Origin of the sequence: Mangrovibacter plantisponsor, assembly GCF_003182475.1 — a bacterium.
Lineage (GTDB): Bacteria > Pseudomonadota > Gammaproteobacteria > Enterobacterales > Enterobacteriaceae > Mangrovibacter > Mangrovibacter plantisponsor.
The window spans coordinates 41,092-67,505 of sequence record NZ_QGTS01000020.1 but is presented as its reverse complement, the minus strand read 5'-3'; the positions used below and the strand labels follow the sequence as shown (position 1 = coordinate 67,505).

Here is a 26,414-nt window from a genome sequence, read left to right as displayed (position 1 = left end):
GCAAACAATAACAACAGGAGAGCAGGGTGAAGCAAACACAGCGGCATGATGCCATTATTGAACTGGTCAAAAAACAAGGTTATGTCAGTACTGAAGAGCTGGTGGAGCACTTTTCGGTTAGCCCGCAGACTATTCGTCGTGACCTGAACGACCTGGCTGACCAGAATATTATCATGCGCCACCATGGTGGTGCTGCTATTCCATCGAGCTCAGTAAACACATCATGGCACGACCGGCGGGCAACTCTGGCTTCAGAGAAAGCGCGTATTGCGCAGAAAGTTGCCAGCCAGATCCCTGATGGAGCAACGTTGTTCATTGATATTGGCACTACGCCGGAAGCTGTCGCTCACGCCTTGCTGGACCATAGCCATTTGCGGGTGGTGACTAATAACCTGAATGTGGCAAACACCCTGATGGTAAAAGATGATTTTCGGATAATCCTGGCCGGTGGGGAATTACGCAGCCGCGATGGCGGGATCATTGGTGAAGCAACACTGGATTTTATTTCACAGTTTCGTCTCGATTTCGGCATTCTGGGGATTAGTGGCATCGACAGCGATGGCTCGCTACTGGAATTTGACTACCACGAAGTACGCACCAAGCGGGCAATTATTGATAATTCACGCCATGTGATGTTGGTGGTGGATCACACAAAATTTGGCCGTAATGCCATGGTAAACCTGGGGAGTATTGGCCTGGTTGATGCGTTGTATACGGACATTATGCCCCCTGCAGGCGTCATGCAGGTGATTGCCGAAAATAACGTGCAGTTAGAATTATGCTAAAACGGCTTAGCCTGGCTGGTTATCAGCCAGGCTGGTCAATATCAGCCAGGGCTGGCAAAAACAGGGCTTATACGCCGTACCCCATCATTTTTAATAATTCCTGTGCCTGCTGTACGGCTTCCCGACGGTGTGCAACCCCCATCTTCTGGTACAAGTTACGAATATGGGTTTTGATTGTGGTTGCTGCCACATCCAGTTCTCCGGCAATTTGGTCGTTACTGTAGCCTGAATAAATCAACCCAAGCACCTGCCATTCGCGTTGTGTTAGCGGGCTGGTGCGGATTAATTCCGGCACATCCGGGTGGTTCAACAAACGGTGTACAAAGCTTTCATCGAAGTGGGCAAATTTATGCCGGTGGTGCTGGTTTATCTCTTTGAGAATGCGTTGTGCCCGATGCTGCTCCAGCTCTGGCAATGTCGCCAGTTGGATTAGCTGGCGTAACTGCTGCGCCATTGGCTCACCCTCAATCACAAAGTGGCTGATAAAGCCAGTACGGTTTGCCAGAGACAGCGCTTCAACCAGTACCTGGAGGGCATCGCTCTTACGGTCTGCCTGCCAGTAAAGTTGATTGAGCAGTAACAGGTTACGGTTCAGGTCACTCATCAGGTGAAGCCGACGCGCGTTCTCGTTCAACTCTTCCAGTATGGTTTCTGCGGTGCCAAATTCTTCCAGCAGAATTTGTGCCCGGGCAATGTTACGCCACTGGCTTTGCAGAAAATGATTACTGACTGTCTCCGGGCGCGGCGTCTGGCGTAACCAGTTTTCTGCCGCCTGTTTGTCATTATTCATTTGCCAGTAAATGACGCGAACTTTGTCGGCATTGCTGACCCAGTCAATGTGGTACGAACCGTTACCCAGTAAGTTTTCCAGGCGGTTGAGTAAACCGCGGGCATTATCTAAATCGCCCCGGGCAAGTGAGTTTTGAATCACTAATGACAGGCACTGAAGTTGTTGCTGCGGCTGGTAGTTAACCAGCACATCCATCCCCTGACGGGCTGCTGCTTCGGATTCATCCAGCCGGGCCCAGGCCCAGAGTAGCTGCGAGCGGATACGTAACAAAAATTCATGTAGCGGTAACTGCTCCAGGTGTTGTGCCTGAATCAGTTGGAAGGCTTTTTCCTGAATTTCCCATGCAGACTGCAGGAAACCCTGAGCAAATAAAATTTCGCTTTGTTGAATCTGGCTCCATAACACGTAATGCCAGACTTCATTGAGTTGCGCCATCTGCTCAGTCTGTTGCATTAAAGCCAGTGAGTTGTTCAGTTCGCCTTTGCAGTGCAGCACTTCTCCGTGAACAGAAGTTGCGACAATGCGCCCGTAAAAACTGGCAAACGGCAGAGTCTCCAGCGCCAGCATTGAAAGGCGTTCTGCTTCATCGGGATTACCTGCGTTGATGGCTACCTGTGCCCGCAGAGCATTGAACTCCCCATGCAGCGATTCGTCTGGCTCACGGGTCATTTCTTCTTCTGCCCGGGCAAGCAGGTTATTAACCTCCTGAAAACGGTGCTGGCTTTGCATCAGCCAGGCTTTCAGTAACAGCAGGCGTGGGTTATCTAACAGCACAGACCAGGGCAGTGCGTTGAGGGATTCTTCCAGCAGTGCCAGTTCGCTCTGGTTAAATAAATCCCAGGCGTGCTGATGCAGAATATCGCGCAATAAAGCGGTATCTCCTGCTGCCACACCGTGGTGGATAGCTTCAGCCGGGTAGCCCTGCGCCATCCAGCCCTCTGCGGCAGCCCGGTGAATGGCTGGCAGTTCTGTCGCCATTTCCCACTGGCATCGCTGGCGCAGAAAACTGCCAAACAGTGGGTGGTAGTTGAACCATTCACCGTCGTCATCCATACGCTGTATGAACAGGCCCTGGCGCTCCAGGTCTTCCAGCCACATTTGGCCGTTTTCTTCGCCTGTCACTCGTACAATTAATGCATCGTTCATGGAACGCAATAACGATGTTTTCAGCAGGAACTGGCGGGTAGCGGGTGTGACGGTATCAAGCACTTCATCAACCAGGTAATCGGATAAGTGGCTGGCGTTAATGCCAGACAACCGCCGGGCAGAGTGTTGTGTGGCGGTATTCTTTTGCCGGGCAGACAGGGCGATTAGCTGTAACGCGGTAACCCAACCGGCGACATCTTCACAAATCTGGTGGCTTTCCTGGTCATCCAGTGGTGAGCTTAACCGGCAGTCAAAAAATTGTTTTGTTTCCCGCTGGGTAAAGGCCAGTTGATGGCTGCCAACTTCCAGCAGCTGATCCCGCACGCGCAGGTTGGCTATCCCCAACTGTGGCAGATTACGGGACAGAACAACCAGTGTGAGATTATCTGGCTGGTGGCGCAGGAAGAAGCGCATGGCGTCATGAATCACCGGGTTGGTGATCAGGTGGTAGTCATCAATGACTAACTTGAAAGCATGCTGGCACTCAGCCAGTTCAATAAACAGTTGCCCAAAGAGTGAAACCAGGCTGGCATACTGCCTTTTCTGCACCATCATTTCAGTGGTGACGCAATGCTTTCCGGTAGCCTGCTGAATAGCGGCTATCAGATAATTGGCAAAACGCTCAGGCTGATTATCTCCTTCATCCAGTGAAAACCAGCCCAAATGCGGCTGGCTGGCGGCCCACTGAGCAACCAGCGTTGTTTTTCCGTAACCAGCCGGGCTGGTGACCAGAACCAGACGGTAATTTTTGGCCGAAGATAATTTTGCCAACAGGCGATCGCGCACAACTGTATTGTCGAGCCTCACCGGGCGGCTAAGTTTGGATGGAATTAACATAGTCATTCACTTCACTGTGTCGAAACTACGGGATTACGAATTTTTTCGCGCTTCGTAATTAATTCTTAAGATAAATTCGAACAGATTAGTCTTTAATGCAAGTTAACCCCGTATAAAAGACCTTCAAAGGTGCACCTGGTCACATTTCTGAAACTTATTGGATGATTTGGGGGCGTAGCCAGGGTTCGCCGTCCTCCTTTGTTTCACAACCTTGATCTCTGAACTGCTCATCTCTTCCAAGTAAAAACAAAGGGTTTGGTTTTATTTCTACATAATGTGCAGAAAGTGTGTCTGTCTTTATTTGCATCTAATAGTAATTATTTCAATTGATTAAAGTGTTTCATTGCTTGAATTTTCACCTGTTTCATTAAAATTTCACATTATGCTTTTACGTGGTTTACGACTAATTTGAGTGTCATGGATCACAGTTTTTCCTACTCCCCGCTACTCCTCCCTGCCTAATCCCGGGCGGGATGAGGTATCCACTCAGGGGCCCAGGCACACTACTGTAAACTTTGTCTAATTACTTGAAGGACACCGATTACCTATGTCACAGCCTACATTCGATAAAGCACAATTTCAGGCTGCCCTGACACGTCAGTGGCAGCATTTTGGATTACATGCTGCGGCAGAAATGACGCAACACCAGTGGTGGCAGGCTGTTAGCGGGGCACTGGCGGAACTTTTGGCTGCACAGCCTCTGGCAAAGCCAGAAAAAAAACAACGCCATGTAAACTACATCTCAATGGAATTTCTGATTGGCCGCCTGACAGGTAATAACTTATTGAATATGGGCTGGTATCAGTCGGTTAGCGATACGCTGGCCGATTACGATATTGTCCTGAGTGACTTGCTTGAACAGGAAACCGACCCGGCGCTGGGTAACGGCGGATTGGGGCGGCTTGCTGCCTGCTTCCTGGATTCCATGGCAACCGTTGGGCAGTCTGCCATTGGTTATGGCCTGAATTACCAGTACGGCTTATTTCGCCAGTCGTTTGTTGATGGCCAGCAGCATGAAGCCCCGGATGACTGGTTGCGTGGCAGTTACCCATGGTTCCGCCATAACAGTGCCCTGGATGTGCAGGTTGGCATTGGCGGCAAAGTGGTGACTGTCGAAGGTAAACCGCACTGGGAACCCGCTTTTGTGATGCAGGGGGAAGCCTGGGATTTACCGGTTATTGGTTACCGTAATGGCATTTCGCAACCCTTACGGTTATGGCAGGCGAAACATGCACATCCTTTTGATTTAGGTAAGTTTAACGATGGTGACTTTTTGCGTGCCGAGAAACAGGGGATCGACGCAGAAAAACTGACGAAGGTGCTGTATCCCAATGACAACCACCTGGCGGGGAAAAAACTGCGCCTGATGCAGCAATACTTCCAGTGCGCCTGTTCCGTTGCGGATATTTTGCGTCGCCATCACCTGGCAGGCCGTAAACTGGCACAATTACCTGATTTTGAAGTTATTCAGTTGAACGACACCCACCCTACGATAGCCATTCCGGAATTACTGCGTGTGCTGATTGATGAACACCAGTTGAGCTGGGATGACGCCTGGGCGATTACCAGCCGTACTTTTGCTTACACCAACCATACCCTGATGCCTGAAGCACTGGAGTGCTGGGATGAGCGCCTGGTAAGAACGTTGCTGCCACGCCATATGCAATTAATCAAAGAGATTAATGCCCGCTTTAAAAAACGGGTGGAAGCAACCTGGCCGGGCGATGGTGCTGTGTGGGCGAAACTTGCTGTGGTACATGACCACCAGGTTCGTATGGCGAACATGTGTGTGGTAAGTGGTTTTGCGGTGAATGGTGTGGCGGCGCTGCACTCTGAACTGGTTGTGAAGGATCTGTTCCCGGAATACCACCAGTTATGGCCGAACAAGTTCCATAACGTGACCAATGGCATTACTCCCCGCCGCTGGGTAAAACAGTGCAACCCGGCTCTGGCTGCATTGCTGGATAAAACACTGAAAAAAGAGTGGGCGAACGATCTGGATGTCCTGGAAGGTATCGAAAAATATGCTGATGATGCCAAATTCCGCAAGGCTTACCGGGAAATTAAACAACAGAACAAAGCTCGCCTGGCGGAGTTCGTTAAGCAACGTACCGGGATTGAGATTAACCCCAATGCTTTGTTTGATATCCAAATCAAACGCCTGCACGAATACAAACGTCAACATTTGAATCTGTTACATATTTTGGCGCTGTACAAAGAGATCCGTGAAAACCCGAAAGCAGACAGAGTTCCGCGCGTATTCTTGTTTGGAGCAAAAGCCGCACCTGGCTACTACCTGGCTAAAAATATCATCTTTGCCATTAACAAAGTGGCTGAGGTTATCAATGCTGACCCGGCGGTTGGCGACAAACTGAAAGTTGTCTTCCTGCCAGATTACTGTGTGTCTGCCGCAGAAGTGATGATCCCGGCAGCGGATGTCTCTGAACAAATCTCAACGGCCGGGAAAGAGGCTTCAGGTACCGGGAATATGAAGCTGGCGTTGAATGGTGCTCTGACTGTCGGCACGCTGGACGGCGCGAATGTTGAAATTGCCGAAAAGGTTGGTGCGGAAAATATCTTTATTTTCGGCCATACCGTAGAACAAGTGAAAGCGCTGAAAGCCGCTGGTTATGAACCACAGAAATGGCGTAAAAAAGACAAGTTGCTGGATGCCGTTATGAAAGAGCTGGAACAGGGTAAATACAGCAACGGCGATAAACATGCGTTCGACCAAATGCTGCACAGCATGGGGAAACAGGGAGGCGACCCCTATCTGGTGATGGCAGACTTCCATGCTTATGTTGAAGCGCAGAAACAGGTTGATGAACTGTACCGTGATCAGGATGCCTGGACGCGTGCGGCGATTCTGAATACAGCACGTTGCGGTATGTTCAGTTCGGACCGTTCCATTCGCGATTACCAGGCCCGTATTTGGCAGGCAAAGCGCTAAGGACATCAAGGTAGGTGAAAGGATGATGGACAAAAAACGTCTTGAGCAGGCCGCCCTGGAAGCGGGGATCGCATCGAGTTATATCAATGCGCACGGTAAACCTGAGAGCATTGGAATGGACACCCGCCAGCGGTTGCTGGCGGCAATGGGTGATGCGCCAGCACTGGCACACCAACACAGCCAGCGCGTGGTGCCTCCTGTACATGTGCTGGTCTCTGGTAAACGCCTGTCTGTGCCGGTAAGGGGGGAAGGGCGTTTCCAGTGGTTGCTGACAACCGAAACTGGCGAACCTCACCATGGCACAGTCCAGGGCGGCAAGCCCATGCGTTTGCCCACCAGCCTGCAACCCGGATACCACTCACTGACCCTCACGCAGGGTGAGCAACGCTGGCACTGCCAGGTGATTGTCGCGCCACCTCGCTGTTATGAACCTGCAGAACTCTTGCAAGGGGAAAAACTCTGGGGGGCTTGCGTACAGCTGTATACCTTGCGTTCGGCAACCAACTGGGGCATTGGTGATTTTGGTGACCTGAAACGTATGCTGCCAGAAGTTGCCGCACGAGGTGGGGCTTTTATTGGCCTGAACCCGGTTCATGCGCTGTACCCGGCGATTCCTGAAAGTGCCAGTCCGTACAGTCCGTCATCACGCCGCTGGCTGAATGTTTTGTATATCGATGTTCCCGCTGTGGCTGATTTTGCCGCCAGTGATGCCGCACAACACTGGTGGGAAAACAAGGCGACACAGCAAGCGATAGCCCAGGCCCGAAGTACCGAGTGGGTGGATTACACTACGGTAACGGAACTTAAAATTGCTGCATTACGCCTTGCCTGGGATACCTTCTGCGCCCGGCCTCATGATGATGACACCGTTGCCCAGTTTGAGTCTTTTGTGCGTGATGGTGGAGAAAGCCTTTACTGGCAGGGTGCTTATGATGCTGTGCATCACCATTTACTGGCGAAAGATGCTCAGCACTGGGGCTGGCCGGCCTGGCCTGAAGCCTGGCAGGATCCTCAAAGCGCTGTAGTCCTGGCGTTTTGTGAACAAAATGCCCAGGAAGTACGCTTCTGGATGTGGTTACAGTGGCTGGCTGCCACACAGTTCTCGGCCTGTTGGGATGAGTGCCTGAAAGCTGAAATGCCAGTAGGGCTGTATCGTGACCTGGCTGTAGGCGTGGCAGAAGGTGGGGCCGAAACCTGGAGTGACCGTGCTTTGTACAGCCTGCAGGCTTCTGTGGGTGCTCCGCCAGATATTCTGGGCCCACTCGGGCAAAACTGGGGATTACCACCGATTAATCCTCACGTAATGTTTGAGCGTGCCTATGAGCCGTTTGTTGATTTATTACGCGCGAACATGACGCATTGTGGCGCGTTACGTATTGACCATGTTATGTCGCTACTGCGTTTATGGTGGATCCCATATGGCGAAACGGCAGATAAAGGCGCGTATGTTCACTACCCGGTAGACGACCTGCTGGCCATTTTGGCACTGGAAAGCCAGCGCCACCAGTGCATGGTGATTGGTGAAGACCTGGGGACTGTTCCGGCAGAAATCGTCGGGAAACTGCGCAGCAGTGGGGTGTATTCGTACAAAGTGCTTTATTTTGAGCATGACAGCGAAAAGCAGTTCAAAGCACCGGATATCTGGCCGGAACAATCCATGGCTGTTGCCACTACCCATGACCTGCCAACCCTACGGGGATATTGGGCATGCGGGGACCTGACGCTTGGTGAATCTTTGGGGTTGTATCCTGACAAGGTGATCCTGAAAGGTTTATATCAGGATCGGGAAGCAGCGAAACAAGGGTTACTTAATAGTTTGCACCAGTATGGTTGTGTGCCGAAACGTACCGGAAAACAGGCGCGCCTTATGCAGATGTCTCCTGTTCTTAACCGGGGGTTGCAGCGTTACATTGCTGACTCAAACAGTGCGTTGCTGGGTTTACAACCGGAAGACTGGCTGGATATGGCGGAGCCTGTGAATGTTCCTGGCACCAGTACACAGTACCCTAACTGGCGGCGTAAACTTAATCGTGAAGTAGAAGCCATTTTTGCAGATGGTGATATTAACCGGCTACTGAAGGATTTAACTGCCAGGCGTAAAAAAGCGGGACAGCATAAATAATCCAGGTGAGCTACGGCTGTAACAACGCCCTGTGCCATGTGGTACAGGGCGTTTTTTTATTGCCAGGCCGTTACTGGGGTGCAAACAAAAAAAGGCGACAGAAAACTGTCGCCGAATCAGAGTCAGAGTTCAAACAAGTGTTTTGGCATGGGCAGTAAATGGCAATACATCAAAGGGTAATTATGGCCTGACGCGGTTTATTTATTCAGTTCCGCAGTCATATGAACCTGGTTACCGCTGAACGCTTCAGTGATGTTGTAAGAAGACGCCCCGGCTTGTTTTGCCTGTGCTGCGATTTTTGCTTCAGCGCCATCAAGGGTGGATGCTGTTGCACTAACCGTTTGAGCAAATGCGCCAAATGAAGCCAGGGAAAGAGCAGTAACTACAACTAAAGATTTGATAGATTTCATGGTCGTATTCCTTAATGGTTTGGTCTGTTTAAAGGCTGTTTGCCTTCGATGGAGTAATAATAGGCCGGGGGAGGAAGAAGTGAAAGCTGAAGGATTTGGTGTTATTGGTCAAATTATTTGAATAACAAAATAACGTAAACAGACGGGCCGAATATACATGGACCTGTGTTGCTTTGCCTGGCGTGGGCCAGGTGTTCTCGTGAAAAGTAATCGGGAGAGTAAAGAGGGAACAGAAAACAGAAAGGCCTGTTGTTTATAAACCGCAGGCCTTTACATAAACACCAGGGCAGAAAGAGTGCGCCTTGCTGTTTTTAATAGTACGAGTGTTCACCGCGCTGGTGTTCAGTGAGGTCACGCACACCTTTAAGTTCGGTAAACTCGGCTAAGAGCTGTTTCTCAATCCCTTCTTTAAGGGTGTAATCCACCATGGAACAACCGTTACAGCCACCACCAAATTGCAGAATAGCGTAACCTTCCTCGGTGATTTCCATCAAAGAAACACGCCCGCCGTGACCAGCCAGTTGCGGGTTAACCTGAGCCTGCAGAAAGTATTCCACGCGTTCAATTAATGGCGCGTCATCTGCCACCTTGCGCATTTTCGCGTTGGGTGCTTTCAGGGTTAACTGTGAGCCTAACTGGTCAGTGACGAAATCAATTTCAGCATCTTCCAGGTACGGTGCGCTCAGTTCATCAACGTAGGCGGTCAGTTGCTCAAACGGAAGAGCTGTGTCCGTAGCCTCAACAGCATCAGGCGGGCAGTATGAAACACCGCACTCAGCATTTGGCGTGCCGGGATTAATAACGAACACGCGAATCTGTGTCCCTTCCTCCTGATTTGCCAGCAGTTTGGCAAAGTGTGCTTGCGCAGCATCGGAAATACGGATCATAACAAAGGCCTAATAGTTGACTATTTTAGTCGGTTATTATACGCCCATCATCGAGGCTCTACAAGGTTCGACACAGGCACCAGATCTGAATGCTTGCAGCACCAGCTTTGTTAAGCTGGCGGGCAATTTCACCGGCAGTACTGCCAGTCGTTACGACATCATCCACTATAGCGATGTGGCGTTGCTTTACCGGAATTTCAAGCGTAAACGCATTATTGAGATTGTGCCTGCGTAACTGCGCTGAAAGCCGGTGCTGAGTTACTGTTGGAATGCTCCGCCGCAACCCAGCGGGCACCCAGGCACATTTTAACCAGTGTGCCAGTGGGCGGGCCAGCAGGTCACTTTGATTGAACCCCCGCAACCAGTGCCGGCGTTGAAATAATGGCACACTCAGTATTGTGTCAGGTAATTGCCAGTTCGTTGTGTACTTCTGTGCCTGTAAACGCAGAAACAGTAACCGTGCCAGCCCCAGGCTGAGTGCCGGAGTATTATGAAATTTCCAGCGCTGGATGAGTTTATCAAGGGGATGGCAGTAATCACTGACAAATACCATGCTCTGCCAGGGAGGCGCTTTTTGCAGGCAGCGGCCGCACAGGCAGTCTGCCTTCCCGGCGGGCAGGCCACAGCAGGGGCAACAAACAGGTGGCCGGGGCAGGCTGGCGGTACAACAGGAACAAAAGCCCCAGTGGGGCAGAGTAAGTGGCATTTTGCATAGCCAACAATGTCCGGGGATTGATAGCATACAGCCTCCTTGCTGGATAAATCAGAGAACTATAACCGATGACGGATTTGTGGTGGCAAACATGTGGTGAAGGGAAAACGCATCTTGTGCTGTTGCACGGATGGGGATTGAATGCGGCTGTCTGGCAAGGCATTACCGCCCAGCTTAGCCCGCATTTTACCCTGCACCTGGTTGACTTACCGGGGTTTGGGCGTAGCCAGGGCTATGGTGCGATGTCTTTGGAGGACATGGCTGCTGTGGTTATGCAACAGGCCCCTGAACGCGCAGTATGGCTTGGCTGGAGCCTTGGCGGGCTGGTTGCCAGCCAGGTCGCACTGGTTGCACCCGCCCGGGTTGATGCACTGGTTACAGTTGCCTCATCGCCTTGTTTTCAGGCGAATGAACATGAAGGGTGGCCGGGTATTAAAGGTTCAGTGCTGCAGGGGTTTCAGCAGCAACTAAGTGAGGATTTCCGGCGAACCGTTGAGCGTTTTCTGGCATTGCAAACATTGGGTACAGAGAGTGCGAGGCAGGATGCGCGGGCGCTCAAAGAAGTGGTGCTGTCGCAGCCGTTCCCGACACCAGAAGTTCTCAATGGCGGGCTGGCTATTCTGGAACAGGTGGATTTGCGCGAAGCGCTGGACAACCTGCCTGTGCCGTTCTGGCGGCTCTATGGTTACCTGGATGGGCTGGTGCCGCGCAAAACAGCACAGATTCTGGACAGCCGCTGGCAGCGCAGTGCTTCGGTTGTATTCCCTAAAGCCGCACATGCGCCATTTATTTCTCACCCCGATTTGTTCTGCGAGCAATTACTGGCGTTGACCAGCGGGTTGCGCCTGTAACTGGAATCAAGCCCGGCAAACCTCACCGGGTTATGCTTTAAACAGGCTGGCTGAGGCTCCACACTTCTCTCAGGCAGGCTTTGCCTTCCGGGCAACTCTTGCACCCCCCGCTCAGGCACTCGCTGGCATCTTCTGTGCGGCGCTGTGCTTTGCCCATCGCTTCCAGGCGGGCCAGCATAGCGTTGACCAGAGGAAGCGGTGTGGCAAGTTGCTGGCTGAGTTGCGTGGCATCCATGGTGCCGCGCAGTGCCAGTAAATCGCGTATCTCAATCAGGCTTGCCATCACTTAATTGCCTCTTGCAGTGTATTAGTGGCAGTCACTGGCGCCAGCAGACTGGCAACAGGAAGCGACACTGCGTGGTTTTGCAACCAGGTGTACTTCCACCCGGCTACGCGCACGGCGTAAAGCACCCAACAGCACCACATTGAACAGCACCACGGCCAGAATACAAACCAGGCTGTATTGAGGATGGCTGCGGAAAGAGACGGCCTGGTAATACACCGTAGCCAGCGAGTAAGCAATGTTCAGCCCCCACAGAATGGAAAACGTCATCCATCCGCGGCCCGCTTCACGGGCGACGGCGCCCATCACGGAGATACAAGGGATGTACAGCAAAACAAAGATTAAGTAGCTGTATGCCGCAGCTTCGCTGCCAAACTTGCTGCTCATGACACCCATGGCACCGGTCGCCATTTCGCCATCACCTTTACTGGCTTCAATGGGGTTAGCCAGTACGCTCAGGCTGAATGTGTCTTTCAGGCTGCTCCAGGTATCACCAAGCGCGCCCTGAAGTTCACCCAGTAAGTTGAAAGTAGCCGGATCAAACGCTTCATTGTGAATATCTTCAGCGGTGTACAACGTATTGAGTGTACCCACGACCACTTCTTTCGCCATGGCACCAGTAAACAGCCCGACCGTTGCCTGCCAGTTATCCTCGTGAACCCCAATGGGTTGTAAAAGCGGAGTCAGAACGCGGCTGACGGATGCCAGCGCCGAATCGTTAATGTTATCTGCCGCTTTCCCGCTGAGCGTGAAGCTGTTCAGTGCGCCGATAAAAATACTCACCAGCACAATCACTTTACCGGCCCGGATCACGAACCCTTTCAGGCGTTGCCAGGTTTGAATTAACAGACTTTTCAGGTGAGGAACGTGGTAAACCGGCAACTCCATAACAAAGGGGGTTGCTTCACCGCGCATAATCGTGTGCTTCAGCATCAGGCCGGTAAGTATTGCCATTACAATACCCAGCAGATAGAGCGAGAAAACAATCAATGCTCCTTGCTGCCCAAAGAATGCTGCGGAGAAAACGGCGAAAATAGCCAGGCGTGCGCCGCAGGACATAAATGGCGCCATCATGATGGTCGTCAGACGTTCACGGGGAGCGTCAAGGGTACGTGAACCCATCACTGAGGGTACGTTACAACCAAAACCAACAATCAGCGGGACAAATGACTTACCAGGTAACCCCAGAGATTGCATCAGGCGGTCCATCACAAAGGCTGCACGAGCCATATAACCTGAGTCTTCAAGGAAAGAGAGAAACAGGTACATCATGCCGATTTGCGGTACCAGAGGTAATACAGTGTTGATCCCACCGCCAATACCCTGGGCAAGCAGTAACGTCAGCCAGTCCGGGAAATGTAACGTTGCGCCAACCCACTGCAGGCCGTGAATAAAGATAGCGACGGAACCCGCATCAAAAATCGGTTGCAGTGCACCACCAATGTTAATGGCCAGCAGAAACATCAGGTACATGACAAACAGAAAAATCGGTAAACCGAGGAAGCGGTTCAGCACTATTTTATCTACTTGCGCGGTGAGCTTGTTTGGCTCAACCGTAATACTGTTACTGACCGATTCACAAATGGTGGCGATAGTCTGATAACGCGCGTCAGCAATGTATAACGCCGGGTCATCAATTTTTTCACTCAGCCCGGCTTTTACTGCATCCAGTTTGTCTGCCGCATCCCCGGCGTAAGCAAGGCTGTAAATATCCCCTTCCAGCATTTGTATGCCCAACCAACGGCGGTGGTCAGCCGGTAATGTACCCGGCATGGATTCAGCCAGTTGCAGGGCGCTGTCGATAATGGGCTGTGGGTAATGAACGAACTCTTGCTCACTGTTTTTCTGGTGAATGTCCAGAGCGCGTTTCAGGCTGTCGATACCCCGCCCACGAGTGGAAACCAGTGGCACGACCGGGCAGCCAAGCCGGGCAGAGAGTGCATCAATATCAATGCGCAGGTGCTGTTTCTCTGCAATGTCCAGCATGTTCAGGGCAACAACACAGGGAATGCCAAGTTCAAGAAGCTGCAATGTTAAATACAGATTGCGTTCAAGATTGCTGGCGTCAACGACGTTAATCAGTAAATCCGCATCACCGCTCAGAATATAGTGGCAGGCAATTTGTTCATCGAGGGAGGTTTGTGCAGAAATAGTGGTCAGGGAATAGGTACCTGGCAGGTCGACAAGTGTGACCTGGTGTTCAGGCGTCGCAAATTGCCCTTCTTTACGTTCAACCGTTACACCTGCCCAATTCCCTACACGCTGGCGGGCACCAGTTAATTGGTTGAATAATGTTGTTTTCCCGGAGTTAGGGTTACCAATTAAACCAACAGTAATTGTTTTCATTTTATGACCCACTTACTTGCATTGCCATGATGAAATAACTGAGTAACTCAGCGTATTTCCTCGACATTTAATAGCGCCAGGTCTTTTTTACGCACGACCAGGTTAACGCGACGGGTTTCAATATGAATAGGGTCGCCCAATGGTGCCACACGCACCACATTGAATGACGAACCCGGCAGCATACCCAAAGAAAGTAACTTTTGGCGGTATGCCGGGCTGATTTCCCCGGAGAACCCAATGATTTTCCATGAGCTGGATGGTAAGAATTGCATAATGCCCGCCTGCCAGAACTTACAAATGAACGTTTACCAAGAGAACAGCCTGAATGAGATTCAGAGGAGCCTCGCCAGAAAAATAAAGCAGAATAAAACAAGTAATACAATGATAATGAGAATGGTTTTCGTAATCAACTCGCTTTAACGCAAATGAATCTTATTTCACACTTTATTCGTACTAAGATTAACCTGTGTCATAAAGATGGTATTTAGCATGAGCGGCAGGGTATTTCAAATAACTACAAATGGTTAATTTTGTTAAATTAAAGGTGGTATTTTAAATATTTTGGTGAACTGTTTTTTATTTATATTTAAAAATAATTATTTGCTAAAAATTAGCTCGCTAATAATTAACTTTTTTATGGGCGTGATTTTCCGGAACCTGCGAATTTTACTCAACTATTTCAGTATGGCTGCAGTAGCTTTGTTACAAATGTAAACGGGTACAAATTAAAAGTGGTAAAGCGAATTTTTTTATATTTTTTGCCAGCCTGGACAGACCAGACTGGCAATTTCCACATCACAGCTTAACGCTTTTTACCAAATGCAGCAGCCAGTGCATCGCTCATGGCACTGTTACCTGAAGTGCTTGCTTCACGCTGGCGCTGGCGCGGTTGTTGTTGAGGGCGCTGGCGCGTGTCGTTACCTTGCGCTTTGCGCGGCTGGCTTTCCCCGGGCTGTTCATCAAGACGCATGGATAACGCAATGCGCTTGCGGGCCAGATCCACTTCCATCACTTTTACTCTGACGATATCACCGGTTTTCACCACCTTGTGTGGGTCTTCAACAAATTTATCAGCCAAAGAAGAAATGTGCACCAGGCCATCCTGGTGTACGCCAATATCCACGAATGCGCCGAAGTTAGTGACGTTGGTAACCGCACCTTCCAGGATCATGCCGGGCTGGAGGTCATTGAGTGTTTCTACTCCGTCAGCAAACTGAGCTGTTTTAAACTCAGGGCGTGGGTCACGGCCAGGTTTTTCCAGCTCTTTGATAATGTCTGTAACGGTTGGTACACCGAAACGCTCATCAGTGAAGTCGACCGCTTTCAGGTTACGCAGCGCACTGTCATCACCCATCAAATCCCGCAAGGCTTTGTGGGTTGCGGCAAGAATACGCTCAACTATAGGGTAGGCTTCAGGGTGAACGGTTGATGCATCCAGCGGGTTGTCCCCGTGGTTGATACGCAAAAAACCGGCACACTGTTCAAAAGCTTTTGGCCCCAGACGGCTAACTTTCAGCAGTTGCTGGCGGTTCTGGAACTGGCCATTCTGGTCGCGCCAGTCGACAATATTTTGCGCCATCATGCGGGTCAGGCCTGCTACGCGGGTTAATAACGGTACGGACGCAGTATTCAGATCCACACCGACGGCGTTTACGCAGTCTTCAACGACAGCATCAAGTTTTTTCGCCAGTTGGTTTTGGCTGACATCGTGCTGGTACTGGCCCACACCGATGGATTTCGGGTCTATTTTCACCAGTTCTGAAAGTGGGTCCTGCAGGCGGCGGGCAATGGAGACCGCGCCACGCAAAGAAACATCGAGTGATGGAAATTCTTGTGCCGCCAGTTCTGAAGCGGAATAGACCGATGCCCCGGCTTCACTGACAATCACTTTCTGTGCTTTAAGGTGGGGATATTGTTTTAGCACGTCCAGCCAGAAACGTTCTGTTTCGCGTGAGGCTGTACCGTTACCAATCGCGACCAGTTCGACCTGGTGTTTTTCACACAGTGCGGCCAGTACAACTGCTGCTTTGGCTGCCTGCCCGGTATGTGGATAAATGGTATCGGTAGCAACCAGTTTCCCGGTGGCGTCCACTACGGCAACTTTAACCCCGGTACGCAACCCCGGATCCAGGCCCATAGTGGCTCGCATTCCTGCAGGCGCAGCCATCAGCAAATCATGCAGGTTACGGGCAAAGACATTGATTGCTTCATCTTCTGCGCGTTCCCGCAGGGTGGACATCAGCTCTGTTTCCAGGTGCATCAGCACCTTGATACGCCAGGTCCAGGAAATGACCGCACGCCGCCAGTTATCTGACGGTGCGTTGTTCAGGCGTAGCCCAAGGTGGTCAATAATCAGTTGTTCGCAGTAACTTTCTTTGGGAGGCTCATCAAACTGAGGGTCCGGGTTAACGGCTAACTGAAGCACGCCTTCGTTACGGCCACGGAACATGGCCAGAGCGCGGTGTGAAGGCACACCAGAGATGGCTTCATGATGGGCAAAATAGTCACGGAATTTCGCGCCTTCTTCTTCCTTACCTGGTACCACGGTGGAGGCCAGATGGGCATTACGCCACAGGTAGTCACGCACTTTTGCCAGCAAGGCCGCATCTTCAGCGAAGCGTTCCATCAGAATATAACGAGCGCCATCCAGCACCGCTTTGGTGTCGGCCAGGCCTTTGTCTGCGTCAATATACTGCTCTGCTTCGTGTTCTGGTGTGCGGGAGGCATCTTGCCAGAGCAAATCTGCAAGAGGTTCTAACCCTGCTTCAATAGCGATTTGCCCACGTGTGCGGCGTTTAGGTTTGTACGGGAGATATAAGTCTTCAAGCTCAGTTTTGCTCAGCGTTGAATTAATGGCGCCAGCCAGTTCATCACTCAGTTTGCCCTGCTCGCTAATCGACTTCAGAATGGCCTGACGGCGCTCTTCCAGTTCACGCAGATAACCCAGACGGACTTCCAGTTGACGCAATTGGGTGTCATCCAGCCCACCTGTGACCTCTTTACGATAACGTGCGATAAATGGCACGGTGTTCCCTTCATCAAGCAAACGGATGGCCGCTTCAACCTGCTCATTCCGTGCCTTGAGTTCACTGGCAATAATGCCGTTAAGCGAATTGTTCATCATGGCTTTTGTTGTCTGTCTGTCGCGATAAAAAGTGAAGCACAGTTATACGGAGTCCGGAAATAAAATGCCAGTTATGGCGACCTTTCAGCCGGCTTTTTCAGTTTGTTCTTTAAATCTTGTGAACAGTGCCGAGGCTCAGGCTTCTTCGGACCACTCCGGCCTTGTATAGCTGATGCTGTTTACATACCAGGTTGCAATGCCCGAAGGTGTGATAACGGTGGCGGTATCACCTTCTTCTTTTTTGAGCAGAGCCCGGGCCATGGGGGCATCAATAGAAATGTAGTCATTGCGGCCAAAAATTTCATCGTAACCGACAATGCGAAACCGCCTGATATCCCCGTCGTCGTTTTCAATTTCCACCCAGGCACCAAAAAACACTTTGCCATCCTGTTGCGGCGAGTGGTCAACGATGCGTAAATTCTCAAGGCATTTAGTGAGGTAACGAACCCGCCGGTCAATTTCGCGCAGGCGTTTCTTGTTGTACTGGTAGTCGGCGTTTTCGCTGCGGTCGCCAAGGCTTGCCGCCCAGGTGACTTTTTTGGTGACTTCCGGGCGTTCTTCTCGCCATAAATAATCCAGCTCTTTTTTGAGCTTTTCGTAACCCTCTCGGGTAATCAAGGGCGTTTTCATACTATGTACCTGTCTGTGCTGCCGAATGGTGAAGCAGGCCTATTTTACAATAACTTGCCTGTCGCTTTATGCGCCTGTTTGTGATGTATTGTACAGATAAGTCGCTGTTAAATATGCTTTGTAACAATTTTGACTAGAATATATACCAGTTTTATCTGGTCGTTGGCGCACACTTTTTTAGAATAGCCAACGTACAATTCGAGCCTTTGGGAGTTAACAGTATGCAAGAGAATTATAAAATTCTGGTTGTTGATGACGATATGCGGTTACGTGCACTGCTTGAGCGTTATCTCACCGAACAAGGCTTCCAGGTTCGTAGCGTTGCTAACGCTGAACAAATGGATCGCCTGCTGACACGTGAGTCTTTCCACTTAATGGTTCTGGATTTGATGCTGCCGGGAGAAGATGGCTTGTCCATTTGCCGCCGTCTGCGCAGCCAGAGTAACCCGATGCCCATCATTATGGTAACGGCGAAGGGTGAAGAAGTGGATCGTATTGTTGGGCTGGAAATTGGTGCTGATGACTATATTCCCAAACCCTTTAACCCGCGTGAATTGTTGGCTCGTATTCGTGCAGTGTTGCGCCGCCAGGCAAATGAGTTACCCGGCGCACCATCCCAGGAAGAAGCCGTTATCGCTTTCGGCAAATTTAAACTGAACCTGGGAACCCGTGAAATGTTCCGTGATGACGAGCCTATGCCTTTAACCAGTGGTGAATTCGCTGTGTTGAAAGCCCTGGTCAGCCACCCGCGTGAACCGTTATCCCGCGATAAACTGATGAACCTCGCACGTGGCCGTGAATACAGTGCGATGGAACGTTCGATTGATGTTCAGATCTCCCGCCTGCGTCGCATGGTGGAAGAAGACCCGGCGCACCCCCGTTATATTCAGACGGTATGGGGCCTGGGTTATGTGTTTGTGCCGGATGGCGCTAAAGCATGAGGCGACTGCGCTTCTCGCCAAGAAGTTCATTTGCACGCACCTTGTTACTGATTGTCACCTTGCTGTTTGCCAGCCTGGTGACAACGTACCTGGTCGTGCTGAACTTTGCGATTTTGCCGAGCCTCCAGCAGTTTAATAAAGTACTGGCTTACGAAGTTCGTATGCTGATGACCGATAAACTGCAACTGGAGGACGGTACTCAACTGGTCGTACCGCCTGCTTTTCGTCGTGAGATTTATCGTGAGCTTGGGATTTCCCTGTATTCCGATGAAGCGGCGGAAGAGGCAGGCCTGCGTTGGGCGCAGCATTACGAATTTTTGAGCCAGCAAATGGCACAACAACTCGGTGGGCCAACGGAAGTTCGTGTTGAGGTCAATAAAAGCTCACCCGTTGTTTGGCTGAAGACCTGGCTATCGCCCAATATTTGGGTACGTGTACCGCTGACTGAAATTCATCAGGGCGATTTCTCACCGTTGTTCCGCTATACCCTGGCGATTATGTTGCTGGCTATTGGTGGCGCGTGGTTGTTTATTCGTATTCAAAACCGTCCCCTGGTAGACCTTGAGCATGCGGCTTTACAGGTGGGTAAAGGGATTATTCCGCCCCCGTTACGTGAATATGGCGCTTCAGAGGTGCGCTCGGTGACCCGGGCCTTTAACCATATGGCGTCGGGCGTGAAGCAACTGGCGGATGACCGTACTTTGCTGATGGCCGGTGTCAGCCACGATTTGCGCACACCACTCACCCGTATCCGCCTGGCGACAGAAATGATGGGTGAAGAAGATGGTTATCTCGCTGAGTCAATCAATAAAGATATCGAAGAGTGTAATGCCATTATTGAGCAGTTTATTGACTACCTGCGTACAGGCCAGGAAATGCCACTGGAAACGGCAGATCTCAACAGTGTGCTCGGGGAGGTGATTGCTGCGGAAAGTGGTTATGAGCGCGAGATTAATACAGACCTGCAACCGGGTGAGATTACTGTCAATATCCATCCGCTTTCTATCAAACGTGCTGTGGCGAATATGGTTGTTAATGCGGCGCGTTATGGTAATGGGTGGATAAAAGTCAGTAGTGGCACTGAGCCGGGTAAGGCCTGGTTCCAGGTGGAGGATGACGGGCCGGGTATCCCGCCTGAGCAACTGAAACATTTACTACAGCCTTTTGTGCGTGGAGACAGCGCGCGTAGCACCAGCGGTACCGGTCTGGGCCTTGCTATAGTGCAACGTATTATAGATAACCATAACGGGTTGCTGGATATTGGCTCCAGTGACTGCGGTGGGTTGCGCATTCGGGCCTGGCTGCCCATTATGCCAGGATTACTGGCAGAGAAGGCGAAAGAGAGTTAACCGGAAGCTGCAAGGCGGTTATCACCAGGCTGGTGGTGCAAAGAAAAGCCCGTGTATTTCAGAATACACGGGCTTTTTGTTGCTCAGGCTCAGGGAGTGGGTTACCGGGTTTGTGGCCCGGCACTGACCAGCGCTGCACCAGCCGGAGTATCGGTATATTTTTCGAAGTTATCTACAAACAGCGTGGCGAGATGCTGCGCTTTTTCTTCCCATTTCTCGGGAGTGGCCCATGTATTGCGCGGGTCAAGTATCCCGGCGTTCACACCGGTTAATGCTACTGGCACGGCGAGGTTGAAGACTGGCAGTGTGGTTGTTTCGGCGTTATCCAGCTCTCCACTGAGAATGGCATCGATGATGGCGCGCGTATCTTTGATTGAGATACGTTTACCCGAGCCGTTCCAGCCTGTATTCACCAGGTAGGCCTGGGCACCGGCAGCCTGCATGCGCTTCACCAGCACTTCTGCGTATTGCGTGGGGTGCAGAGTGAGGAAGGCCGCGCCAAAGCAGGCAGAGAAGGTTGGGGTCGGTTCGTCCACACCACATTCCGTTCCAGCCAGTTTTGCGGTGAAACCTGAAAGGAAGTGGTATTGCGTTTGTTCGGCTGTCAGGCGCGAAACGGGTGGCAGCACACCAAATGCGTCAGCGGTGAGGAAAATTACCTTAGTGGCATGGCCTGCTTTGGATACCGGTTTAACAATATTATCAATGTGATAAATAGGGTAAGACACACGGGTGTTTTCCGTTTTGCTGCCATCATTGAAATCAATGGCGCCATCGGTTGCGACAGTCACATTTTCCAGCAAGGCATCACGGCGAATAGCCCGGTAAATATCTGGCTCTGCAGCTTCTGACAGACGGATGGTTTTCGCATAACAACCCCCTTCGAAGTTGAATACGCCGTCGTCATCCCAGCCGTGTTCATCGTCGCCAATCAGGCGGCGTTTCGGGTCAGTGGACAGGGTGGTTTTACCGGTTCCGGACAGGCCGAAGAAGACTGCGACATCGCCTTTTTCACCGACATTGGCGGAGCAGTGCATGGAGGCAATATTTTTCAGTGGCAGCAGGTAGTTCATAATGGCGAACATTCCTTTTTTCATTTCGCCGCCATACCAGGTGCCGCCAATTAACTGCATGCGCTCTGTCAGGTTGAACGCAATAAAGTTTTCTGAGTTCAGGCCTTGTGCCTGCCAGTTCGGATTGGTGCATTTCGCTCCGTTCATAACGATGAAATCGGGTTCGAAATCAACGAGTTCTTCATCCTTGGGGCGAATGAACATGTTCTTGACGAAATGTGCCTGCCAGGCCACTTCGGTAATAAAGCGTACACACAGGCGGCTGTCCGGGTTGGCACCGCAAAAAGCATCCACCACAAACAGACGTTTTCCCGAAAGCTCATCAGTGACGAGGCTTTTCAGGTCTTGCCATACTTCAGGGGTGAGTGGATGGTTGTCATTCTTCCCGTTACCGTTATCAGACCACCATAACGTATCGCGGGTTGTATCGTCACGGACGATATATTTATCTTTTGGCGAGCGGCCAGTGAAAACACCGGTATCAACAGCGACGGCACCCAGATTTGTCAGTACGCCACGCTCGAACCCTTCCAGGGTTGGGTCGAGCTCTTCACGATACAGAGTATCGTAATCAGGGTTATACACCACTTCCACGACGTCATGAATACCATAAGCCTTCAGTTCTTGCGGGGTTAAAACGCGCATGTCACTTCTCCTTAGCCAGGATCTATTACTATAAATTGTAGGGTTATTAGCCGAATGTTGACCGCGACCCGCTTCATAGATTTACGTATCCAAAGATTTGTTCGCAAAATAATAGAAGCAGAGCAGGTCTCGCTGTGGGAAGCATTATCGCAGGATTTTTTTATGAATGGATATAAGTGTTTTGCAAATGTTATTGAAAAGTAGAAAAAAAAGCCATTTTGGGATTGTAAACGCATACATAATGTTGCGCTGGTTTATTTTTCGGCAAAACAGTGTGCAGGCTTACCAGTGGGAAAGAAGCCCCGGTGATGACCAGGGCTGGTATACCTTAGTGAATATGTGGATCCGCAGGATCAGCATTGGTCCGTATTTCTGCGATATCCATAGCATTAAACAGATAGTGGTTACCGCAATAATCACAATGCATGTCTATCTCCCCATCTTCTTCAAGAATGGTGTCGATTTCTTCTTGTGGCAGCGTTTTTAGTGCCGCTGCACAGCGATCACGTGAGCAACTGCAAGAGAAGCTGACATCCTGGGGTTCATACAGAGTGACTTCTTCTTCATGGTATAAACGCCATAACACTTCCTGGGCTGGCAGTGTCAGTAGTTCTTCGGCTTTGATGGTTTCTGTCAGCGTTGCCAGATGAGTGAAATCATCGGCCTCGGTATCCTGAGCCGGTAATACTTGCAGGAACATCCCACCGGCGGCTGGTTTACCACCTGATTCACCCAGGCGAATAAACAACCGGGTTGGCAACTGCTCTGAGCGCACAAAGTAATCTTCCAGACACTCTGCGATGGTTTCGCCTTCCAAACCAACCACACCCTGGTAGCGCTCACCTTCTTTCGGACTGATGGTGATAACCAGGTAACCATTACCCACCATTTCTTTCAATGTGGCACTGGCTGGAAACTCTTCGCTAAAACGCGCAACACCACGCAGTTGCTGCTGGTTATTACCGTTGATAACAGCCAGGGATAATGGGCCATCACCCTGCAGTTGAACGGTAATATCACCTTCAAACTTCAGTGTGGCGGTGAGCAGTGACGTAGCCACGAGCATTTCACCCAGCAGGTTTTTCACCGGTTGCGGGTAATCGTGATTTGCCAGCACTTGCTGCCAGGTGTCGGATACTGTTACCAGTTCGCCGCGAACAGCGAAGTTTTCAAACAGGTAACGGTGCAATTGGTCGTGTTGAACCATACTTTCTCTCTCTTGCGGGCGGTGATTATTCATTGCCGCCGTATTTAAATTTCATCAAATCACGCCGCTCTTTTTTGTCCGGGCGACGTTCAGGATGCGGCATCGTCAGTGAATTCATTTTACGAGCCAGTGCGATATTCTCGCGCTTCTCAATGCTTTCCTGTGTTTCTTCATACAGCGTAGCAGCCTGTATTGCCGGGCCACGTTTGTCGGTGATGCCTTTAATGATAACGGTACGCTGGTCATTACCCTGGCGAATCACCAGACTGGCATCCAGCTCGACAATTTTGCTCGGTTTGCTTCGCTGGCTGTTGTAGTGGACTTTTCCGCCTTCAACCATTTCTCTTGCAATGGCGCGGGTTTTATAAAAACGTGCTGCCCACAGCCACTTATCCAGCCGCACACCTTCTGCGCTTTTCTCTTTCATCTCACCTCCATTCAGGATAGTGCCTGGAGTAGCCCCCGGTAGTCACCTGTTGCCGGATGGCGGTGCCAGATTTTATCGGGTTGCCCGGAATCCGGGTTGGTGACCCCGAGACAATAGCGAATGCCGAATTGTTTGGCGGCATCAAGAATGGGTTCGCTGTCATCAATGAATAATGTGCGTGCCGGGTCAAACCCGGTTTGCTCCTGAACAGCCAGCCACAGACGCCTGTCTTCTTTGGGATAACCAAATGTATGGGTGGAAAGTAATAAATCAAGCCAGTTGCCTAAACCGGTATGCTCCAGTTTGACAGAAAGGTTATACGGATGCGCATTCGTCAGCAGGACTCGCCGCTTACCGGCCTGCTTCAGGGCTGATAAAAATGGCCTGGTATCTGCCCTTAATGCTGCCCGCGGCCCCATTTCCCTGGTCATGGCGCAAATATCCAGACCGAGTTCATTACTCCAGTAATCGAGACAATACCAGTTTAGCGTATGTTGAACGGCATGGTACTTCTGACGTATCAGGGCATGCGCGTCTTCGAGGGGAATTCCCCGCTGCTCGCTGAGTGTTTCCGGTACCAGGTGCAACCAAAAATAGTTGTCAAAGGCGAGGTCGAGTAAGGTGCCGTCCATATCCAGCAGGACGGTGTCGATATGTTGCCAGTCTATGTCGACGTGCATGGGGGCTCCCGGGTATTCACATGTGCCACAGGTTATCACAACCTGTGGCATGAATACTCAGAACAAATGGGGAACGTCCGGCCCGGGAATCAGTTTCGGATTGAGGCAGTTTTCGTACCATGCCTGAATTTGCGCCAGGCGACGGCGGTGGCGGTAGTAACGTATAGCGGCCATGCTGCCATTATACAAAGAGCTAAGTACCATAGCGGCCAGCAGCAACGACGTGAAGATATAACGCCACAAGCTGGCGCTGTCTGGAACGCTGTGCAGCATGATGTGTACCGTTCCATTTGCGTCGGTGGACAGCCCGGTAATAATGCCTTCCGCATGGAATGGCGTATGGGTCAGGGTTTCGGCAAGGTGCTGGAAGACGGCCCATTGTTCTTGTGGCGGATAGTCATAGAGAGACACGGGCGGATAAGGCTGATCCACCAGTTCTGCACCTTCGTCACTGATAATCAAAAAACCACCTGGTGACGGGGTGTTAAGTGACAAGGCCGCTCGGGATGTTTCGCGCATGAAGAAAGGCGCAGTTGATGTTGTCACCAGGTTAGACAGTGACTCCGCACTTACCGGGCGAAGCAGAACATTAATGCCGTCCAGTTTCCCGCTATCTGCACGTTTAACCAGGGTTTCCCAGTCCTTGGTATTTCCCAGATTTACCAGCGCATTTTTGAGGCGAACACAATCATCGTCCGAGGTACATAACGCCTGGGTTTTTTGCACGATATCAGCAAAGTCGTCCACCAACACCATACCTGATTTCTGAATAGCAGAAGCCAGTTGCGGGTTTACCTTCGTATCATCGCCATCCTGGGGATGAAGCTGGCGATTGACTGTTTGCACCAGAGCACTGGCTTTGGTGACGATATCGGATTCCGGTGTTGGCAGCGGGGTAGCGCTGTTCCAGAAAATCTGTGAACAATCAAAGGGCCGGAAAGGCGTGTTATGGCGGGCTGACCAGTTGTCTGTGGCTGAAACACTGCACATACCTGACCCGGACAGCTGCACTGTATCACCCACGCGCAGGTTGGCATTTTCTAACTGCGGCAGTGTTGTCGCTTCAACACTTTGCGCGCCTTTAAGCCACGATATAGTGAGCTTTATTGGCATATCCAGAGGTACCCAGACAACCAGCATCACCAGCACTACCAGGGCGCTGGCACTAATAATCAGGCTGCGCAGCCAGTGCTGCAGAGGGAAGTTCTTTACTTCATCATGTAAAGACAGGAAACGCCCCTGGCGAACAACATGGCGATCCAGATAGATATCAATATCTGTTTTATGACCCAGATCCTGGTTAATAAAAGGCTGCCAGTGGGAGGGATAAATCAGGTCAATGACACCAAGCGAAATATTATTTTGTTCCTGGTCTGATTCACCGAACAGCCCCCAGCGTTTGGGGGTGCCGCGCAAACAGTGGATTTCCCGTAAGTTGCTTTTTGCTGGTGGGATGCAAATACCATATAACCCGCCAAGTAACAGCAGCGTGGCACATCCGGCAAGCCAGGGGATAAACATAGACGGAATAAGCAGGCACAGGTAGTACAGTAAAAAAGCTGCACTGATAAGCAATGCTTCCCGCAGGTTATCCTGGCGAGACAATGTGTACTCTTCGCGCGTCTCTTCGCGAATATTTAATAATTCAATTTGTTCACTTTCTTCACCACGAATTGATGCGGTGCTGCCCGAGAATTGATGTACCGCCCCACGGGCTTCCTGGCGGTAGTTTTTCAGTGTATGGCCGTTGAGGCCAATTACCAGTGGGAGTGAATCGGTAATCACCAGGTCGACGTTGTTATCATCGCTGATGTACTGCTCCCAAAAAGGCGGTAAGTGGACTTCAACAGAGTCCAGATAATAACGCCACTTGTTAGGGTCATCGGCAGTAAGCCCGTAGCGGGTAATTGAACGTACGACGGAATACACGGTACGGCTTTTAGGGCCGAGAGACATAGTCACCGGGCCAGCGCTGGCACCACTGGGGCCTGGCAGTTGCTGATTGCGTGCCAGTGAGGAAAGGTAATGCTCAATCGCTGAGCGTTCTTCTTCACTGAGCTGGCGTGTTGTTGCGCCACCCAATGCTTGTAACCAGGGGTAGCGCGAGTGCTGATGCTGCTTGTACCCGTACACCAACCCGGCAATAGCCAGGCAGCTCAGTACCGCAGTGAAAAAAATCAACAAGGTGCTCATGCTATCCCCATCAAACCTTCATTTTT

General features: G+C 51.0%; 20 protein-coding genes. 6 read left to right on the top strand and 14 right to left on the bottom strand.

What is annotated here, in order from left to right; translation table 11 throughout:
* Nucleotides 1-26: 26 nt before the first annotated feature.
* Nucleotides 27-785, top strand: a complete 759-nt coding sequence (locus tag DES37_RS22955) for a DeoR/GlpR family transcriptional regulator (RefSeq protein WP_036111249.1) — start codon at nt 27-29, stop codon at nt 783-785.
* Between the two features lie 67 nt (nt 786-852).
* On the opposite strand, the gene malT is transcribed toward DES37_RS22955, so the two are convergent.
* On the bottom strand, nt 853-3,558 hold the full coding sequence (gene malT, locus DES37_RS22950) for an HTH-type transcriptional regulator MalT (RefSeq protein WP_110028000.1): 2,706 nt from the start codon (nt 3,556-3,558) through the stop codon (nt 853-855).
* Nucleotides 3,559-4,105: 547 nt separating this feature from the next.
* On the opposite strand from malT, the gene malP reads away from it, so the two are divergent.
* Nucleotides 4,106-6,508, top strand: a complete 2,403-nt coding sequence (gene malP / locus DES37_RS22945; RefSeq protein WP_110027999.1) for a maltodextrin phosphorylase — start codon at nt 4,106-4,108, stop codon at nt 6,506-6,508.
* Between the two features lie 25 nt (nt 6,509-6,533).
* On the top strand, nt 6,534-8,630 hold the full coding sequence (malQ, locus tag DES37_RS22940) for a 4-alpha-glucanotransferase (RefSeq protein WP_110028009.1): 2,097 nt from the start codon (nt 6,534-6,536) through the stop codon (nt 8,628-8,630).
* Between the two features lie 197 nt (nt 8,631-8,827).
* On the opposite strand, the gene DES37_RS22935 is transcribed toward malQ, so the two are convergent.
* The 3 genes from DES37_RS22935 to gntX all read right to left on the bottom strand — a co-directional run bounded on the left by DES37_RS22935 (nt 8,828) and on the right by gntX (nt 10,669).
* Nucleotides 8,828-9,040 carry a YdgH/BhsA/McbA-like domain containing protein gene (locus DES37_RS22935; RefSeq protein ID WP_036111236.1) on the bottom strand — a complete coding sequence of 71 codons (213 nt, stop codon included), beginning with the start codon at nt 9,038-9,040 and terminating at the stop codon, nt 8,828-8,830.
* Between the two features lie 311 nt (nt 9,041-9,351).
* Complete coding sequence (gene nfuA, locus DES37_RS22930; RefSeq protein ID WP_036111232.1) at nt 9,352-9,927, bottom strand: Fe-S biogenesis protein NfuA; 576 nt, start codon at nt 9,925-9,927, stop codon at nt 9,352-9,354.
* A 58-nt stretch (nt 9,928-9,985) separates the two neighbouring features.
* Nucleotides 9,986-10,669 (bottom strand): DNA utilization protein GntX, encoded by a 684-nt coding sequence (gntX, locus tag DES37_RS22925; RefSeq protein WP_036111229.1) that lies wholly within the window; start codon nt 10,667-10,669, stop codon nt 9,986-9,988.
* A 38-nt stretch (nt 10,670-10,707) separates the two neighbouring features.
* On the opposite strand from gntX, the gene bioH reads away from it, so the two are divergent.
* On the top strand, nt 10,708-11,490 hold the full coding sequence (gene bioH / locus DES37_RS22920) for a pimeloyl-ACP methyl ester esterase BioH (RefSeq protein ID WP_110027998.1): 783 nt from the start codon (nt 10,708-10,710) through the stop codon (nt 11,488-11,490).
* A gap of 37 nt (nt 11,491-11,527) precedes the next feature.
* Here bioH and feoC read toward each other — a convergent pair whose 3' ends face one another.
* The 5 genes from feoC to greB form a co-directional block, all read right to left on the bottom strand.
* Nucleotides 11,528-11,773: a [Fe-S]-dependent transcriptional repressor FeoC gene (feoC, locus tag DES37_RS22915; RefSeq protein ID WP_036111220.1), complete on the bottom strand. Its 246-nt coding sequence runs from the start codon at nt 11,771-11,773 to the stop codon at nt 11,528-11,530.
* A gap of 24 nt (nt 11,774-11,797) precedes the next feature.
* Complete coding sequence (feoB, locus tag DES37_RS22910; RefSeq protein ID WP_110027997.1) at nt 11,798-14,119, bottom strand: Fe(2+) transporter permease subunit FeoB; 2,322 nt, start codon at nt 14,117-14,119, stop codon at nt 11,798-11,800.
* 47 nt (nt 14,120-14,166) lie between these two features.
* Entirely contained in the window at nt 14,167-14,391 is a 225-nt protein-coding gene (feoA, locus tag DES37_RS22905) for a ferrous iron transporter A (RefSeq protein WP_036111213.1), read from the bottom strand.
* A 530-nt stretch (nt 14,392-14,921) separates the two neighbouring features.
* On the bottom strand, nt 14,922-17,243 hold the full coding sequence (locus DES37_RS22900) for a Tex family protein (RefSeq protein ID WP_110027996.1): 2,322 nt from the start codon (nt 17,241-17,243) through the stop codon (nt 14,922-14,924).
* Nucleotides 17,244-17,378: 135 nt separating this feature from the next.
* A complete protein-coding gene (greB, locus tag DES37_RS22895; protein WP_110027995.1) occupies nt 17,379-17,873 on the bottom strand; it encodes a transcription elongation factor GreB in 495 nt (164 codons plus the stop codon).
* Nucleotides 17,874-18,094: 221 nt separating this feature from the next.
* Between greB and ompR the strand changes: the two genes are divergently transcribed.
* Together ompR and envZ are read left to right on the top strand one after the other, a co-directional pair.
* On the top strand, nt 18,095-18,814 hold the full coding sequence (ompR, locus tag DES37_RS22890; RefSeq protein WP_036111203.1) for an osmolarity response regulator transcription factor OmpR: 720 nt from the start codon (nt 18,095-18,097) through the stop codon (nt 18,812-18,814).
* The gene (envZ, locus tag DES37_RS22885) at nt 18,811-20,163 is read left to right on the top strand and encodes a two-component system sensor histidine kinase EnvZ (protein WP_036111200.1); all 1,353 of its coding nucleotides are present in this window, start codon (nt 18,811-18,813) and stop codon (nt 20,161-20,163) included. The genes ompR and envZ overlap by 4 nt, the downstream gene beginning before the upstream one ends.
* A 101-nt stretch (nt 20,164-20,264) precedes the next feature.
* Here the strand turns inward: envZ and pckA are convergent, their stop codons facing one another.
* The 5 genes from pckA to DES37_RS22860 form a co-directional block, all read right to left on the bottom strand.
* Complete coding sequence (gene pckA / locus DES37_RS22880) at nt 20,265-21,881, bottom strand: phosphoenolpyruvate carboxykinase (ATP) (RefSeq protein WP_110027994.1); 1,617 nt, start codon at nt 21,879-21,881, stop codon at nt 20,265-20,267.
* Nucleotides 21,882-22,209: 328 nt separating this feature from the next.
* A complete protein-coding gene (gene hslO / locus DES37_RS22875) occupies nt 22,210-23,088 on the bottom strand; it encodes an Hsp33 family molecular chaperone HslO (RefSeq protein ID WP_036111360.1) in 879 nt (292 codons plus the stop codon).
* A 25-nt stretch (nt 23,089-23,113) separates the two neighbouring features.
* The gene (gene hslR, locus DES37_RS22870; RefSeq protein ID WP_036111195.1) at nt 23,114-23,515 is read right to left on the bottom strand and encodes a ribosome-associated heat shock protein Hsp15; all 402 of its coding nucleotides are present in this window, start codon (nt 23,513-23,515) and stop codon (nt 23,114-23,116) included.
* 11 nt (nt 23,516-23,526) lie between these two features.
* Nucleotides 23,527-24,195 (bottom strand): GMP/IMP nucleotidase, encoded by a 669-nt coding sequence (yrfG, locus tag DES37_RS22865; RefSeq protein ID WP_036111190.1) that lies wholly within the window; start codon nt 24,193-24,195, stop codon nt 23,527-23,529.
* A 57-nt stretch (nt 24,196-24,252) separates the two neighbouring features.
* Entirely contained in the window at nt 24,253-26,388 is a 2,136-nt protein-coding gene (locus DES37_RS22860) for an IgaA/UmoB family intracellular growth attenuator (RefSeq protein WP_110027993.1), read from the bottom strand.
* Between the last annotated feature and the right edge of the window lie 26 nt (nt 26,389-26,414).

Bases quoted from the DNA above. Each gene is read 5' to 3' on its own strand.
- malT (WP_110028000.1), bottom strand. From the start codon at position 3,558: ATGTTAATTCCATCCAAACTTAGCCGCCCGGTGAGGCTCGACAATACA.
- malP (WP_110027999.1), top strand. From the start codon at position 4,106: ATGTCACAGCCTACATTCGATAAAGCACAATTTCAGGCTGCCCTGACA.
- malQ (WP_110028009.1), top strand. From the start codon at position 6,534: ATGGACAAAAAACGTCTTGAGCAGGCCGCCCTGGAAGCGGGGATCGCA.
- DES37_RS22935 (WP_036111236.1), bottom strand. From the start codon at position 9,040: ATGAAATCTATCAAATCTTTAGTTGTAGTTACTGCTCTTTCCCTGGCT.
- nfuA (WP_036111232.1), bottom strand. From the start codon at position 9,927: ATGATCCGTATTTCCGATGCTGCGCAAGCACACTTTGCCAAACTGCTG.
- gntX (WP_036111229.1), bottom strand. From the start codon at position 10,669: ATGCTATCAATCCCCGGACATTGTTGGCTATGCAAAATGCCACTTACT.
- bioH (WP_110027998.1), top strand. From the start codon at position 10,708: ATGACGGATTTGTGGTGGCAAACATGTGGTGAAGGGAAAACGCATCTT.
- feoC (WP_036111220.1), bottom strand. From the start codon at position 11,773: ATGGCAAGCCTGATTGAGATACGCGATTTACTGGCACTGCGCGGCACC.
- feoB (WP_110027997.1), bottom strand. From the start codon at position 14,119: ATGAAAACAATTACTGTTGGTTTAATTGGTAACCCTAACTCCGGGAAA.
- feoA (WP_036111213.1), bottom strand. From the start codon at position 14,391: ATGCAATTCTTACCATCCAGCTCATGGAAAATCATTGGGTTCTCCGGG.
- DES37_RS22900 (WP_110027996.1), bottom strand. From the start codon at position 17,243: ATGATGAACAATTCGCTTAACGGCATTATTGCCAGTGAACTCAAGGCA.
- greB (WP_110027995.1), bottom strand. From the start codon at position 17,873: ATGAAAACGCCCTTGATTACCCGAGAGGGTTACGAAAAGCTCAAAAAA.
- ompR (WP_036111203.1), top strand. From the start codon at position 18,095: ATGCAAGAGAATTATAAAATTCTGGTTGTTGATGACGATATGCGGTTA.
- envZ (WP_036111200.1), top strand. From the start codon at position 18,811: ATGAGGCGACTGCGCTTCTCGCCAAGAAGTTCATTTGCACGCACCTTG.
- pckA (WP_110027994.1), bottom strand. From the start codon at position 21,881: ATGCGCGTTTTAACCCCGCAAGAACTGAAGGCTTATGGTATTCATGAC.
- hslO (WP_036111360.1), bottom strand. From the start codon at position 23,088: ATGGTTCAACACGACCAATTGCACCGTTACCTGTTTGAAAACTTCGCT.
- hslR (WP_036111195.1), bottom strand. From the start codon at position 23,515: ATGAAAGAGAAAAGCGCAGAAGGTGTGCGGCTGGATAAGTGGCTGTGG.
- yrfG (WP_036111190.1), bottom strand. From the start codon at position 24,195: ATGCACGTCGACATAGACTGGCAACATATCGACACCGTCCTGCTGGAT.
- DES37_RS22860 (WP_110027993.1), bottom strand. From the start codon at position 26,388: ATGAGCACCTTGTTGATTTTTTTCACTGCGGTACTGAGCTGCCTGGCT.